The sequence below is a fragment of the Rhodococcus sp. M8 genome (genome assembly GCF_015654185.1).
Taxonomy (GTDB): domain Bacteria; phylum Actinomycetota; class Actinomycetes; order Mycobacteriales; family Mycobacteriaceae; genus Rhodococcus; species Rhodococcus aetherivorans.
Genome location: NZ_CP064065.1, coordinates 2,995,315 through 3,009,800, shown reverse-complemented (window position 1 = coordinate 3,009,800; position 14,486 = coordinate 2,995,315). Strand labels below are relative to the sequence as shown.

Genomic DNA, 14,486 nt, shown 5'->3' with positions numbered 1-14,486 from the left:
CGGCCGGGCGGGAGGGCTCATGTTCAAGCGCGTTGCGATGGCGATCGTCGCGGGGGTCGCACTGCTGACAGGTGGGACGGGGGTCGCGGTGGCGGCGCCGCCGGTTCCGCTCGGGGGCGGGTCGGGCATCACGCTCGGCAACGGATCCGAGGATCTGTTCGACTGCACGCTCGCCACGATCGGCAACGACCGTGCCGGCCGGCTCGTCGGCTTCACCGCCGGGCACTGCGGCGGTCCCGGGACGACCGTGAAGTCCGAGGTGGACCCCGGGGCCGGGGTCGTCGGGCGCATCGTCGGCACCAACGAAGTGCTCGACTACTCGGTGATCGAGTTCGACCGCGGCCGCGTCGCGCCGGTGAACCGAGTCGGCAACGTCACCATCACCGGCGTCGGCACCCCCGTGGGGTTCCCCAACGTGGCGTGCAAGGAAGGCCGCACCACCGGCAACACCTGCGGTGTCGTGTGGGGCGACGTGTTCAATTCCCAGGAGACCTGGACGCAGGTGTGCGTCGTCGAGGGCGACTCCGGCGCCCCGCTGGTCGTCGGCACGACGCTCGTCGCGATGGTCAACGCGTACCTGCTCACACCGTGCATCGGCCCGGAGGTGGGCACCAACTTCGTCACGATCCTCGGCGACGTCGACGCCCGGGGCGGCGTCGGCGCGGGTTACCGCCCCATCTGACGTACAGGCGCGGGCTCGTCGGCCGGCTACGGGACCGACAGCGGTAGCGGCCGGCCGACGAGGCTTCGTCTCGGGGCCTGCAGGGCCGCGGCGATCTGCCGGATCTGCGAGACGGAATGGGCGTGCGGCGTCGCCACCATGGCCGGGACGCCGCTGTCGCCCGCCGCGCGCAGGTCGAGGTCGAGGGGCACCTGCCCGAGGAGCGGTGCCGCGACGGCCCGGGCGAGGCGCTCGCCGCCTCCGGCACCGAACAACGGTGTGCTCGCGTGGCACGACGAGCACACCAGCGCCGACATGTTCTCCACGACGCCGGCGACCGGCATCCGCAGGTCACGCGCCATGCGGCCCACCCGTTGGGCGACGGTCTGGGCCGCCGGCTGGGGCGTGGTGACGACGAGGAGCGCCGCGTCCGGCACGAGTTCGAGCAGCGAGAGTGTCACATCTCCGGTGCCCGGTGGCAGGTCGATGAGCAGGACGTCGAGTTCACCCCAGTACACGTCGCGCAGGAACTGCTCGATCGCCTTGTGCAGCATGGGGCCGCGCCAGACGACCGGCTCGTCGTCGCGGACGAAGAACCCGACGGACATGAGGGCGACGCCGAACGCCTCGACCGGCAGCATCGTTCCGTGCAGGGCGACCGGTGCGCGGCGCACCCCGAACAGATGCGGAACGGAGTAACCCCAGACGTCGGCGTCGAGAACGCCGACCCGCTTGCCCTGCTGGGCCAGCGCCACCGCGAGGTTGGCCGTGAGCGTCGACTTGCCGACGCCGCCCTTGCCGGAGGCCACGGCGTACACCCGGGTCGCCGAATCGGGACCGAAGGGGGGAGCGTCCACGGGTCTCGTACCGCGCAAGCCGGCGGCGAGCCGCCTCCGCTCGGCTTCGCTCATCACCGCGAAGACGACCTCGACGCCGGTCACGCCGGCGACTGCCCCGGCGGCCGCGGTGACGTCGGCGGAGAGGGAGGCCTGCATCGGACACGAGGAGGTGGTGAGCCGGACGGTCACCCGGACGAGTCCGGAGCGATCGATCCTCACCTCGCCGAGCATGCCGGCCTGCTCGAGCGGCAGATGCAGCTCGGGATCCTCGACCCGGGCCAGCGCGGCACGCACCGCAGCCGCGGAGACCGCCGGGCCGGACGTCCTCCGCGACAGCAGGCTCATGTTCGCTCCTCCGTCCCGGGCGCGCGGAAGGCACGCCGGCGGGGTTTGACCGGGCGCATCAGGAACTCCGGGCGGCGCAGCCCGGACCGGCTGGGGCCGGGCCGGGTGTATGCCAGCCAGGCGCGGTAGACCTCGCGGGACCGCCGGGTGTCCACCACCACGTCGCCGTACCGGTCGTCGGCGTGGGCCTTCTCCACGCGCACCCTCTGGTGCCAGCAGTGCATGCCCGACAGCGGGTCGGGGTGCACGGCGAAGGCGAGGTTCTGATGCACGCCGGGGTCGTCCCAGTAGATCCGCTCGCTGTCCGGGTCGTCGCTGCGGAACGGCTGCACGCCCTGCTTGTAGCGCAACCGCCACACCCCGTCTCCGTCGTGGTCGAGATCGACGAGGCCCATCGCCCAACGGGATCCGGCGTTCTCGGACGTGCGCCAGCGGCCCATGTGGTGCGAGAGCGCGAGGACGCCGGGGCGGATCGACTCGGTCGCCCACACACGGGCCACGAAGTACCCGATCTCGGTGTTGACCCGGACCAGGTCACCCGTGCCGACGCCGAAGCGCGCGGCGTCCGAGGGATTCGTCCACAGCGGATGCGTGTTGCTGATCTCGTTGAGGTACTTCGCGTTCGCGGACCGGGTGTGGACCAGGGTCGGCAGGCGGAAGGTCGGCACGAGCACGATCTCGTTGTTCGCCGGGTCGATCGAGCGGTGCCCGACGTGGGACTCGATGTAGCCGGGCGTGGCGTACTCCTCCCACCCGAAGTCGACCATGGTCTCGCTGAACAGCTCGAGTTTGCGCGACGGGGTGAGCCACCCGGCGGTCCTGCTGCCGTCCTCGTGGACGACACCGACGGCACCCGCCTCGCCGACGAGCGGCGGGGTCGTGTCCAGGGTGACGGGTTTGCGCAGCACCCCGTGCTCGTCCGGGTCCGCCCCCTCGGTCTCGGCGGCCGTCAGCGGCCGCTCGTCGAGCCGGTAGGTGTCCTTGGCGACCTCGAAGACGCCGTATCTGCGCATGTACTCCAGCGGGGTGAGCCCTTGGTCGGCCGCGGCCTTCGGCAGGCCCGGCACGCTGTTCTCGAACACCCACCGGTAGTACTCGTCGACGGTGACCTTCTGCCCGGGCCGGTAGGGGGATTCGAAGAACTTGCGGATGCCGAGGCTGCCGTCGGGGTCGATGCGCCAGGACAGCTCGAACCAGAACTCGTTCTCCTCCCACACCTCTCCGGGATTGGACTCGCGGGAGTCGGACACGCTCCGGCCCATGCGCTCGAGCGCCACCCGGGTGACGGGCTGGCGGAATCCGAGCCACTTGCCGGCGTACTGCTCGTAGGACTGGGTGTCGTGCCGCTCGGTGCTGTGCCCCATGGGCAGGACGTAGTCGGCGAAGGTTGCCGTCTCGGACCACGTGGGGGTGAGTGCGACGTGGCAGCCCACGAGCGATTCGTCGGTCAGGGCCTCCAGCCAGCTGAAGCCGTCGGGGTTGGTCCACACCGGGTTGTAGACGCGCGAGAAGTACATCGACAGCGTGCCGCGGCCGTCCTGGAGCAGATGCGGCAGCAGGATCGACATCTCGTTGGTCGACAGGGGGAACTCGGGGGGCCAGAGCAGCTCGTTCCAGGACTCGTGTCCCTGGGGCAGGTTCGGGCCGTGGGCGATGATCTTGTCCCAGCCGTTGGGGCTGGTGCCGCCCTTGGTGCCGACGCTGCCGGTGAGTACGTTGAGGAAGAACAGGGCCCGCGAGACCTGCCACCCGCCGAGGTTGCCGGCGGTCGCCGCCCGCCACACGTGCGCCGACAGGGCCGAGCCGGCGGTGGCGACGATCCGGGCGAGTTCGGCGATCTGCTTCTCGGGTACCTGCGCCTCCTGCGCGGCGAAGGCGAAGGTGAAGCAGGCGTAGTCCTCGGTCAGTGCGCCGACGAACACGTCGAAGTCGTCGGCGGGCAGGTCGGGGTGGCGGTGCTTCATGTAGGTGGGCCAGTTCACCCAGCGGCGCAGGAATGCCCGGTCGATGTGGCCGGTGCGCAGCAGGTACGACGCGACGGACAGCAGGATCGCCGCCTCGCTGCCGGGCCACGGGGCGATCCACAGGTCGGCGTGGGACGCGGTGTTCGACAGCCGCGGATCGAGCACGACGACCTTGGCGCCGCCCTCGACCTTGCCCTCCATGATCCGCTGCGCGTGCGGGTTGAAGTAGTGCCCGGTCTCGAGGTGGCTCGAGATCAGCAGGATGACCTTGGCGTTCGCGTAGTCCGGTGAGGGCCGGTCGTAGCCACCCCACAGGGCGTAGCCCAGCCGGGCGCCGGCGGAGCAGATGTTGGTGTGGCTGTTGTGTCCGTCCACCCCCCACGCCAGCAGGAACCGCTCGGCGAAGCCGTCCTCGCCGGGTCGGCCCACGTGGTAGACGACCTCGTCCCGGCGGTCCTCGACGATGGCGGCCCGGATCCGGGCGGCGATGTCGTCGAGGGCCTCGTCCCAGCCGATGCGCTCCCACTGCCCACTGCCGCGGGCACCGACGCGCTTGAGCGGGTACAGGATGCGCTCGGGGTCCTTGATCTGGTTGATGGTCGCGGGACCTTTGGCGCAGTTGCGTCCGCGTGAGCCCGGATGCGCCGGGTTCCCCTCGAGCCGCTTGATGGACAGGTCGGACTTGTCCACGTACGCGAGCAGGCCGCACGCCGATTCGCAGTTGAAGCAGGTGGTGGGCACCAGCATGTATTCGTGCGGCACCTTACGAGGGTGGGCCTTGGCGTCGTATTCGACGTGGTGGTCCCAGTTTTCGACCGGAGGAAAGTTCCGCAGCCGCTCGTGCGTGCGCTGACCGGGCAGCGCCGACCCGGTCGGGGTGTGCTCCGTCTCGGCAGTCATGGGGTTCCCTTCGGGTGGGTGGTCGGGTGCCGGTCGGGCCGCTCACGACAGGGGTGGGTCCTGGCCCGCCCGGACGAACGCAGTCTCGTAGGCCAGCAGTGAGATCTGCGTCAGCAGGCCGGCCGCGACGAGGAGGGCGGCACCGGCGGAGCCGTTCCACGACGGGGCGGCCAGTGCGGCCGCCACCACTGCCGGGACGATCGCCCCCAGCCAGAACAGCCGGGCGTAGCGGCCGCGGGTGATGATGTGCGCGGCCAGGGTCGCCTGCCGACTGGCGTGCCGGCCGGAGTACTCGATGAGCAGCATCAGCAGGTGCAGTCCGGTCGAGAGCACGAAGACGCGCACGAGGAAGCCGACCGCCCCGTCGGAGAGACCCGCGAACGGCGCGACGACGAGCAGCGCCCCGGTCCCGACCATGGCGGCCTGAACCAGCAGGTGCCAGAACAACAACGGTGACTGCCACAGGTCGCGGCCCTCGGCCTGCCCGAAGAGGAATCCGGTGTAGCCGGCGACCAGCGCGCCGGAGGCCAGGGCGGCCCAGGCGAGCACGGTTGCGCCCCAAGCCGATCCGAGGAAGGCGGCGAGGACCCACAGGGCGGCCACCCCGCCGAAGGCGGCCAGCGCGTAGGCGCCCCATACGAGCCACGAGGACCAGTTGGATCTCAGGAAGATGTAGAGAAAACGCTCCGGCCGCTTCAGGTCCCAGATCAGCAGGACTCCGGTGAGGGCCGCGCCCGCCATGGCCACTGCGGGCGCCGCGTAGTCGCCCAGCCACCCCAGGTCGATGCCGAGGAGGTGGGCGAGCCCCGCGACGGCGAGGGCGCCGGCGGCGACGGCCTTGGTCCACAGGTAGGTCGTCACGCGCCATCCCCACGGCCGGGGATGCGCGGTGTTCAGCGTGGTGCGCGCCTTCGTGGTGCGATCCCCGGGCAGGTCGGCCGCGGTCTCGCGGCGGTGCGCGTCCGGCTCGGCCCAGATGTAGGTGTCGGCGACCGGGGCGACCAGCGGATCGAGGACCGCCCGGTCGGCACCGAGATAGAAGACGTTCGGCCCGGTGTTCTGTTCCGGCGAGCGCACGGCGGTCTGCTGCGTGCTGACCAGGGTGGCGATGCCGCTGGTCGGGTCGTCGAGGTCGCCGACCCAGATCGAGTGGGTGGGGCACACCACGACGCAGGCAGGCTCCATGTCGTTGTCGACGCGGTGCGCGCACATGTTGCACTTCGCTGCGGTGTGGGTGTCCTGATCGATGTAGATGGCGTCGTAGGGGCACGCCTGCATGCAGCTCTTGCAGCCGATGCAGCGCTCGTTGTCGAAGTCGACGATTCCGTCGTCGCGCTTGAACAGCGCGCCGGTGGGGCAGATCTTCACGCACGGTGCGTCGGTGCAGTGGTTGCAGCGCATCACACCGAAAGATCTTGTGGTGTTCGGAAACTCACCCGCGTCGACGTACTTCACCCACGTGCGGAACTGGCCGAGCGGCACCTCGTGCTCGGTCTTGCAGGCGACCGTGCAGGCGTGGCAGCCGATGCACGTGCGCTGATCGATCGCGAAGCCGTAGCGCACCGTCTCACTTCTTCCGGATGAGGTAGCGGTGGACGCCGTCCTCGCTGTTGTTGTCCAGCAGTTCGTTTCCCGTGTCGGTCGCCCACGACGGGATGTCGCGTTTCGATCCGCCGTCGGTGGCCTCGACGAGCAGGATCTGCCCGGACTCGAGCTTCTTGATCGCACGCGAGGCGAGCAGCACGGGCATCGGGCATTTCTGTCCCTTGGCGTCGACGACGACGTCGATCTGGTAGTCCACGGTCCGCTCCTGGGTTCCGAAGGGTCAGATGAAGAGGCTGATCTGGGACCTGCTCATCGCGGACAGGGCGGTGGCGGCACCGACGGGCTCGCCCACTCCCTCGAGGAGCTGGTCGCGGCGAAGGCCCAGCAGGTCCATGGTCATCTCGCACGGCCACAGGTTCACGCCCAGCTCGGTGCACATCTCGACCAGCTCGGCCGGGTGGGCCACGTTCTTCTGGCGCGCAAGTCTTTTCATCATCCAGGGACCGGCGCCGGCCAGGTGGAGCTTCGACAGCTTCATGTGCCGCATGCCCGGCCGGTTCATGCCGGCCAGCGCCTTGGTCATCGCGTCGGTGCCGGTGATCCGGACGTCGTCGCGCACCAGGGGGAACAGTCCCCAGAAGGTGAAGAAGATCGTCGTGGACATGCCGTAGGCGGCGCCGGTGGAGCCGAGGATCAGGGTCGGCCACATTCTGTCCAGATCGCCGCTCCACGCCACGATCGTCATGCTCTCCGGGGCGTCGTCGACGTCACGCTGCGGGTTGTCCGACATGCGCCGGCCCCTTTCGTGGTTGCCGGGGAGGCCTCGTGCGGCCTTCGCGCGGAGTGTTGCGATATGTGATCCAGAACACTACATTCGTGTATGCGCATACCGCAAGATGGTTCGGAAAGTCACCCTCCCGGTGTGCGGACCACCCGCCCGTTTCGTCCCTGGGAGGACACGTGGCCGATACCGTCACAGCGTTGGAACTGTTTCGCGAGCTCCAGGCGGGCACCGTTCCCGAGATCCTCGACATCCGCAGCACCGAGGATTTCCGGGCCGGCCGGATCGAAGGACCCCGGCCCGTTCCCACTCGCCACGTCCCGGTCTATCGGGTGATGGAAGAACTCGAGGAACAGGCCGCCGTCACGCGGGCGGGCGCCGTCGTCGTCTGCGGACAGGGCAACGGCTCCGAACTGGTCGCCGAGGAGTTCGAGACGCTGGGCCTGTGCACCCGCTCCCTCGAGGGCGGTACCGACGCGTGGAACCGGCTCCTCGTTCCCGTCGAGATCACCGGACTCCCCGGCGACGTGCGCATCTGGCAGTTCCAGCGCCCGGCGAAGGCCTGCCTGTCGTACCTCGTCGGCGTGCCCGGCGGCCGCGGCATCGTCGTCGACCCCGCCAGATCGACCGAGGAATACCTGGAACTCGCTCGAATGCAAGATGTTTCGATCGTGCACGTCGTGGACACCCACGTGCACGCGGACCATGTCAGTGGAGGCCCGGCACTGGCCGCCCGGCTCGATGCGGAGTATCACCTGCCGCCGGAGGACGCCGGCGGCATCGTCCCGTTCCCCAACCGGCCGCTGAAGGAGGGCGACGCACTCGACCTGGGGTCCACCGTCGTCCGGGCCATGACCATGCACCTGCCGGGCCACACCCCCGGCACGACGGCGCTGCTGGTCAGCGATTCGGTCCTGCTCGTCGGCGACACCGTCTTCGTCCGGGGACTCGGCCGGCCCGACCTGACCGGCCGGGCCGAGGAGCTGGCGCGGGATCTGTTCCGCAGCGTGCACGACAGGCTGCGGCCCCTCGACCCGCGAACGATGATCGCCCCGGCCCACTGGTCGAGCAGCGAGGAGATCAACGCCGAAGGACTGGTCGTCACCACGTTGGAGGAGGTTTTCACCGCCACACTGCTGAACGAGCACGCCCTCGAACGCTTCGTCGAGCAGATCGTGAACTCGCTGCCCGCAGCCCCGCACACCTACGAGACGATCCGCCGCGTGAACGCCGGCCAACTCGCCCCCGCCGAGGACGAGCTCGAGGTCCTCGACGTCGGCCGCAACCAATGCGCGGCAGCCACCTCGCTGAAGACCGCCCACTGAGCTGTGCGGCCACCGACGGCACCGTCGCGCTCGCCGGGCCGGCGCCCCGCCGCGATCCGCCGCCGCCCGGCCGGCGCACCTATAATCGGCACCCGACGCTCGGTTCGGAGGGGTGATGGAACAGGACATCGCGGCACAGTTGCAGGAACTCCACGCCCGAGTCTGCAAGGCCATCGCCGACCCCAAGCGACTGCTCATCATCAACGAGCTGCGGGACGGCGAACTCAGCGTCGGTGACCTGTGCGAGGCGCTGGGCTTCAGCCAGTCCAACGCCAGCCAGCATCTGTCCGTTCTCCGCGAGCGCGGCATCGTGAACGCGCGACGTTCCGGCAACAACGTCTTCTATTCGCTGCGCAGCCGGAAGATCGTGCAGGCGGTGGACCTGCTCCGGGAATTCCTGGCCGAGGACCTGGCCGACCAGGCGATCCTGCGGGGCGCCCTCGACGGCCGGGACGTCGACCTCGGCCTCGATCTGTAGGGCGCCGTCGCGCAGGCCGATTCTCCACCGCCTCGACGGATCCGCGAATCGGGTCAGCCGCAGACCGCGCCGCTCGACGCCGAACCGACCAGCTTCGTGTACTTGGCCAGCACCCCGCGGGTGTAGCGGGGAGGCAGCGGCTCCCACCCCTGCCGGCGGGACGCGAGTTCGTCCTCGTCGACCAGCACGTCGAGGGTGCCGTTCGCGACGTCGAGGCGGATCGGGTCGCCGTCGCGGACGAAGGCGATCGGGCCACCGTCCACCGCCTCGGGAGCCACGTGCCCGACGCACAGGCCCGTCGTGCCGCCGGAGAACCGCCCGTCGGTGAGCAGCAGCACGTCCTTACCGAGGCCGGCACCCTTGATCGCGCCGGTGATGGCGAGCATCTCCCGCATTCCCGGCCCGCCCTTCGGGCCCTCGTACCGGATCACCACCACGTCTCCCGCGGTGATCGTGCCGTCCTCGAGCGCGTCCATCGCGGCACGCTCGCGCTCGAAGACCCGGGCGGTGCCCTCGAACACCGACTCGTCGAACCCGGCGGACTTCACCACCGCGCCGCCCGGGGCGAGGCTGCCCTTCAGGATCGTGATGCCCCCCGTGGGATGGATGGGCTCGCTCAGTGCGCGCAACACCTTCCCGTCCGGGTCGGGCGGGGCGATCTCGGCCAGGTTCTCGGCGACGGTCCGCCCGGTGACGGTGAGGCAGTCGCCGTGCAGCAGGCCCGCGTCGAGCAGGGTCTTCATGATCACCGGCACGCCGCCGATGCGGTCGACGTCCTGCATCACGTGCCGGCCGAACGGCTTGACGTCGGCCAGGTGCGGGACGCGCGCACCGATGCGGGAGAAGTCGTCCAGGCTCAGCTCGACCTGCGTCTCGTGCGCGATCGCGAGCAGATGCAGCACCGCGTTGGTCGACCCACCGAACGCCATCACCACGGCGATCGCGTTCTCGAACGCCTCCTTCGTGAGGATGTCGGAGGCGGTGATGCCGCGGCGCAGCAGGTTCACCACGGCCTGCCCGCTGCGGCGGGCGTACCCGTCGCGGCGGCGGTCCGTCGCCGGCGGCGCCGCGCTTCCCGGCAGCGACATGCCGAGCGCCTCGGCCGCGCTGGCCATCGTGTTCGCCGTGTACATGCCGCCGCACGCGCCCTCGCCGGGGCAGATGGCCCGCTCGATCGCGTCGACGTCCTCCCGGCTCATCAGCCCGCGGGCGCAGGCGCCGACCGCCTCGAAGGCGTCGATGATCGTCACGTCGCGTTCGGATCCGTCGGACAGCTTCGCGACGCCCGGCAGGATCGACCCCGCATACAGGAACACGGCCGCCAGGTCGAGACGCGCGGCGGCCATCAGCATTCCGGGCAGGGACTTGTCGCATCCTGCGAGCAGTACCGACCCGTCGAGCCGCTCCGCCTGCATGACCGTCTCCACGCTGTCGGCGATCACCTCCCGCGACACCAGCGAGAAGTGCATCCCCTCGTGGCCCATCGAGATGCCGTCGGAGACGGAGATCGTGCCGAACTCGAGTGGATACCCGCCGGCGGCGTGCACGCCGTCCTTGACCGCCTGCGCCAGCCGGTCCAGCGACAGGTTGCACGGGGTGATCTCGTTCCACGACGAGGCCACCCCGATCTGCGGCTTGCCCCAGTCGTCGTCGCCCATGCCGACCGCGCGGAGCATGCCGCGCGCCGCGGTCTTCTCGAGGCCGTCGGTGACGTCGCGGCTGCGGGGCTTGATGTCCGGCTCGGTCGCGCTGCTCGCCTCCGGCTCGATCGGCGTGCTCGCCTCCGGCTCGGTCGCGCGGCTCGCCTCCGGCTCGATCGGCGTGCTCGCCTCCGGCTCGGTCGGCGTGCTCATCGCGTTCCTCCCGGTCGGGGATCACGCCCGGTCAGCGCCAGCAACCGGTCCTGCACGGCCGCGTCGTCGGGCACCGGCACGGGCGGCGCGAACAGCCCGCTCGCGGCCAGCATGTCCCGCTGCGGTTGTATGTCCTCCCACACGGCCGCCACCAGGTCGGGATCGAGGCGCTCGTCGGCCCCCACGGCCCGGGCCAGGTCCCACGTGTGGATCGCGATGTCCGCGACCTGCTGCCGCAGATAGTCGCGGACGGGCACCATCCCGTAGGACAGGTGCACCTGCTTGTCCGGGTCGGTGGACGCCCACGCGACGGAGGCGTCGACGGCGTGCCGGTCCCATTCGGCGGACAGGTCGTCGCCGAGCGGGTCGAGTTCGGCCTCCGCCTCGGCGATCGTCCTGCCGGCGAGCAGCGGCGGCACCCACCGTTGCTCGTCCACGACGTGCCGGACCAGGGTGGCGACGTCCCATTCGGTGTCGGGGGTGGGGGCGGACCAGTCGGTGACCGCCGAGAGCCGGCTCTCGAAACCTTGCCGGGCGATGTGCTGCAGTTCGAGCCAGTCGTACGACATGGATTCAGACTAGGCGGGCGGTGGCGGCGGCACCGGGTTTCCCGACGTGCGGCGGCCCGCGATGTTCGGAAGGATCGGTGTCGCCGCACCTGGTGCGGTCCCCCGATCGTCCGGACAGTACTGGAGAAGTCATGCCCGTCCCCACCGTCGAGCTCGCCCCCGGCCTGACCGTCAGCGCACAGGGATACGGCGCGATGTCGGTCTCGCCCGCCTACGGCCCCGTCGCTCTCGACGAGGCCTTGGCGACGCTGCATCACGCCGTCGACCTGGGGGTCACGTTCGTCGATACCGCGAACGTCTACGGCGACGGCACCAGCGAACGGGTCGTCGGGAAGCTGCTGCATGACCGCGGGGACGAGGTGCAGGTGGCCACGAAGTTCGGGCTCGTCGGCGCGCTGGGCAGCGGTAATCGCGGCATCGACGGCCGTCCCGAGTACGCGAAGAAGGCCCTCGACGAGTCCCTCGACCGGCTCGGGGTGGACCGCGTCGACCTGTACTACCTGCACCGCGTGGACCCGGACGTGCCCATCGAGGACACGGTCGGCGCGTTGGCCGAGCTGGTGCAGGCCGGCAAGATCCGGCACATCGGGTTGTCCGAGGCCACCGGCGACGAGCTGCGCCGCGCGCACGCCGTGCACCCGATCGCCGCGATCCAGTCCGAGTGGAGCATCGTCTCCCGGGACGTCGAGAAGAACGTCGTGCCGACCGCCGTCGAGCTGGGCATCGGCTTCGTGCCGTACTCGCCGGTCAGCCGAGGTCTGCTCACCGACGCGTTCGATGCCGCCCGGATCGGGGAGAAGGACCTGCGCCGGCGCTTCCCCCGATTCGACGCCGACGCGCTGCCCGCGAACCTGCAGGTGCGTGCCGCGGTGCGCGCGGTGGCCGACGAGGTGGGCGCGACGATCGCGCAGGTGGCGCTGGCGTGGCTCGACGCCAAGGCGCGGCAGTTCGGGCTGCCGTCGGTGGCGATCCCGGGCAGCCGCTCCGCCGCGCGGGTCACCGAGAATGCCGGCGCGCTCGACGTGCGTCTCACCGACGAGCACGTCGCCAGGCTCGACATCCTCGCCGACGCGGTCGTGGGTGGGCGGGCCGCGGACCCGACCTGGGTGTCGTGGGGCCGGGAGTGACTACCGGCGGGTAGTCGCGTCGCCGCGTAGGGTCGTTTCATCATGAAACGGGTTTGGTGGGTGTGGGGCGTGGGTGTCCTCGCCTATGTCGTGGCCGTCATGCATCGCACGTCGTTCGGCGTATCCGGACTCGCCGCGACGGAACGCTTCGACATCACCCCGGCCGTGCTGTCGGGCTTCGTGGTCCTGCAGATCGTGGTGTACGCGAGCATGCAGATCCCGGCCGGGGTGCTGCTCGACCGGTTCGGTTCCCGGGTGATGATCGCCTCGGGTGCGGCGATCATGGCGGTGGCGCAGCTGGTGCTGGCGTTCACCGAGTCCCTGCCCGCCGCCTATGCGGCCCGCGTCTTCGTCGGGGCGGGCGACGCGCTGACCTTCATCTCGGTGCTGCGGCTGGTGCCGGTGTGGTTCGACACGCGGCGGGTGCCGCTGGTGTCGCAGCTGACCGGCATCCTGGGGCAGCTGGGTCAGGTGCTCTCGGCGCTGCCCTTCGTGCTGATCCTGGGCGGAGCGGGGTGGAGCGCGGCGTTCGCGAGCGCCGCGGCGCTCGGTGTGCTCGCCTGCGTGCTCGCGGTCGCAGTGGTGCGCGACGCGCCGCCGGGGGTGGTCGTGCGGACCGAGGCTGCCGGGATGCGGCAGGTGCTCGGGCAGATCGGGGTGGTGTGGCGCAGACCGGGCACACGGCTCGGCTTCTTCACCCACATGGGCACCCAATTCTCTATCACCACGTTCGCGTTGCTGTGGGGCGTGCCGTACCTCCAGTCGGCGCAGGGCCTGTCCGCGGCGGCCGCCGGTTCGCTGCTCACCCTCTCCGTGGTCTCGGCGATCGCGGCCGGCCCGGTGCTCGGGATCCTCAGCGGCCGGTTCCCGCTGCACCGCTCGTGGCTGGTGCTGTCGATCATGGTGAGCAACGCCGCGATGTGGACGGTCGTGCTGCTGTTGCCGGCGCCGGCCCCGATGTGGCTGCTCGTCCTCCTGATCGTGACCATCTCGGTGGGCGGACCCGGGTCTATGATCGGATTCGACTATGCGCGGACATTCAACCCGAGCACCGCGCTCGGCACCGCCCAGGGCATGGTCAACATCGGCGGATTCCTGGCGTCCCTGCTGGTGATCCAGGCGATGGGGTTGATCCTGCAGCGTCTCGGCGGCTACACCTTCGAGGCGTTCCGGGTCGCCTGGCTGGCGCAGTATCCCGTGTGGGTCGTGGCGATCATCGGGGTGCTCGTCACCCGCGGCAAGGCCCGCCGCGAGGCGGGCGTGTCGCCGCGGACGCTGCGGGAGGTGCTGCGCGACGGTCGTCGCGCGGGGCCGGCGAATTCGCAGACGCGGATCGAGGAGGCTGGCGATGACGGGGAGCGGACCCGGGCGGACTGACATCCTCCGGCGGGATCTGGCTCGGTTCCTGAAGACCTGCGGGTTCGGTGTCGAAGAGTTGCGGACGAAGATCGACATCGTCCGCAGCGAGTTCGCCGACACCCACGGTTACGATCCCGTCGAGCATGCCGAAACGTGGCTGACCACGCCCGACTCGGTCCTGGGCGAGGCCGATCCACCGCTGCGGGTCGAGGACCTCGGGCGGGACGTCGCCGGGATCCGGCTCACGTGCGCCGTCACCGCCGACGTGTACCGCGTACGGGACCTGCTCGTCGCCCGGCGGGACGTGCGGGTGATCGAGGCGAGGGACTACATCAAGCGCGCCGGCCCGGACGGGTACCGCGGGCTGTGCCTCGTCGTGGAGGTGCCGGTGGCGTCGACCGGCCGGGTGCGGACCGTGTACGTGGAGGTGCAGATCCGCACCGGGGTCATGGAGTCGTGGGAGAGCGTGGCGACGCGGCTGCGCACCGAGTTCGACGGTCACGTCCCGCGGGAGATGCTCGACGAACTGCGCGCCGCCGCGGAGAGCGCCCGGGATCTCGACTTGCGGATCGGCGCGTTGCAGCGGCACGTGGAGGAGCGGTCCGAGGCGGACCGGGACGCACCCCCGGCGTAGGTCCGCTCGCCCGGCGTGGCCGCGCGCGGACGGCACCGATGCGCGCGGGGGATCACGGATACGACGAACCCCGCCGCGAGCGCGTCGCGACGGGGTTCGTGCTGCG

General features: G+C 70.6%; 13 protein-coding genes. 6 read left to right on the top strand and 7 right to left on the bottom strand.

The features are described from left to right. Positions 1–19: 19 nt before the first annotated feature. Positions 20–682 carry a peptidase S1 family protein gene (locus ISO16_RS13475; RefSeq protein ID WP_072636367.1) on the top strand — a complete coding sequence of 221 codons (663 nt, stop codon included), beginning with the start codon at positions 20–22 and terminating at the stop codon, positions 680–682. 26 nt (positions 683–708) lie between these two features. On the opposite strand, the gene ISO16_RS13470 is transcribed toward ISO16_RS13475, so the two are convergent. Genes ISO16_RS13470 through ISO16_RS13450 form a run of 5 tightly spaced genes read right to left on the bottom strand, consistent with a single transcriptional unit; the run spans position 709 to position 7,044 of the window. Then, positions 709–1,845, bottom strand: coding sequence for an Mrp/NBP35 family ATP-binding protein (locus ISO16_RS13470; RefSeq protein ID WP_072636366.1), 1,137 nt, complete (start codon positions 1,843–1,845; stop codon positions 709–711). Further along, positions 1,842–4,709, bottom strand: coding sequence for a molybdopterin-dependent oxidoreductase (locus tag ISO16_RS13465; RefSeq protein ID WP_072636365.1), 2,868 nt, complete (start codon positions 4,707–4,709; stop codon positions 1,842–1,844). Before ISO16_RS13465 ends, ISO16_RS13470 begins: the two co-directional genes overlap by 4 nt. Before the next feature lie 42 nt (positions 4,710–4,751). Then, positions 4,752–6,272 (bottom strand): 4Fe-4S dicluster domain-containing protein, encoded by a 1,521-nt coding sequence (locus tag ISO16_RS13460; RefSeq protein WP_072636364.1) that lies wholly within the window; start codon positions 6,270–6,272, stop codon positions 4,752–4,754. Between the two features lie 4 nt (positions 6,273–6,276). Next, complete coding sequence (locus ISO16_RS13455; RefSeq protein WP_029546361.1) at positions 6,277–6,510, bottom strand: sulfurtransferase TusA family protein; 234 nt, start codon at positions 6,508–6,510, stop codon at positions 6,277–6,279. 24 nt (positions 6,511–6,534) lie between these two features. Beyond that, on the bottom strand, positions 6,535–7,044 hold the full coding sequence (locus ISO16_RS13450; RefSeq protein ID WP_006930336.1) for a DsrE/DsrF/DrsH-like family protein: 510 nt from the start codon (positions 7,042–7,044) through the stop codon (positions 6,535–6,537). A gap of 191 nt (positions 7,045–7,235) precedes the next feature. On the opposite strand from ISO16_RS13450, the gene ISO16_RS13445 reads away from it, so the two are divergent. Both ISO16_RS13445 and ISO16_RS13440 read left to right on the top strand, forming a co-directional pair. Next, positions 7,236–8,360, top strand: a complete 1,125-nt coding sequence (locus ISO16_RS13445) for an MBL fold metallo-hydrolase (RefSeq protein ID WP_230304548.1) — start codon at positions 7,236–7,238, stop codon at positions 8,358–8,360. 115 nt (positions 8,361–8,475) lie between these two features. After that, positions 8,476–8,838: an ArsR/SmtB family transcription factor gene (locus ISO16_RS13440; RefSeq protein WP_006930324.1), complete on the top strand. Its 363-nt coding sequence runs from the start codon at positions 8,476–8,478 to the stop codon at positions 8,836–8,838. Positions 8,839–8,891: 53 nt separating this feature from the next. Here the strand turns inward: ISO16_RS13440 and ilvD are convergent, their stop codons facing one another. Both ilvD and ISO16_RS13430 read right to left on the bottom strand, forming a co-directional pair. Then, entirely contained in the window at positions 8,892–10,691 is a 1,800-nt protein-coding gene (gene ilvD / locus ISO16_RS13435; RefSeq protein WP_230304547.1) for a dihydroxy-acid dehydratase, read from the bottom strand. After that, positions 10,688–11,260, bottom strand: coding sequence for a TIGR03086 family metal-binding protein (locus ISO16_RS13430; protein ID WP_006930322.1), 573 nt, complete (start codon positions 11,258–11,260; stop codon positions 10,688–10,690). Before ISO16_RS13430 ends, ilvD begins: the two co-directional genes overlap by 4 nt. A 131-nt stretch (positions 11,261–11,391) precedes the next feature. Here ISO16_RS13430 and ISO16_RS13425 point away from each other — a divergent pair, with 131 nt between their 5' ends. Genes ISO16_RS13425 through ISO16_RS13415 form a run of 3 tightly spaced genes read left to right on the top strand, consistent with a single transcriptional unit; the run spans position 11,392 to position 14,380 of the window. Further along, positions 11,392–12,387, top strand: coding sequence for an aldo/keto reductase (locus ISO16_RS13425; protein ID WP_072636362.1), 996 nt, complete (start codon positions 11,392–11,394; stop codon positions 12,385–12,387). A gap of 42 nt (positions 12,388–12,429) precedes the next feature. Continuing rightward, the gene (locus ISO16_RS13420; RefSeq protein WP_072636361.1) at positions 12,430–13,764 is read left to right on the top strand and encodes an MFS transporter; all 1,335 of its coding nucleotides are present in this window, start codon (positions 12,430–12,432) and stop codon (positions 13,762–13,764) included. Then, positions 13,736–14,380, top strand: a complete 645-nt coding sequence (locus ISO16_RS13415) for a GTP pyrophosphokinase (protein WP_072636360.1) — start codon at positions 13,736–13,738, stop codon at positions 14,378–14,380. Before ISO16_RS13420 ends, ISO16_RS13415 begins: the two co-directional genes overlap by 29 nt. Positions 14,381–14,486: the final 106 nt, after the last annotated feature.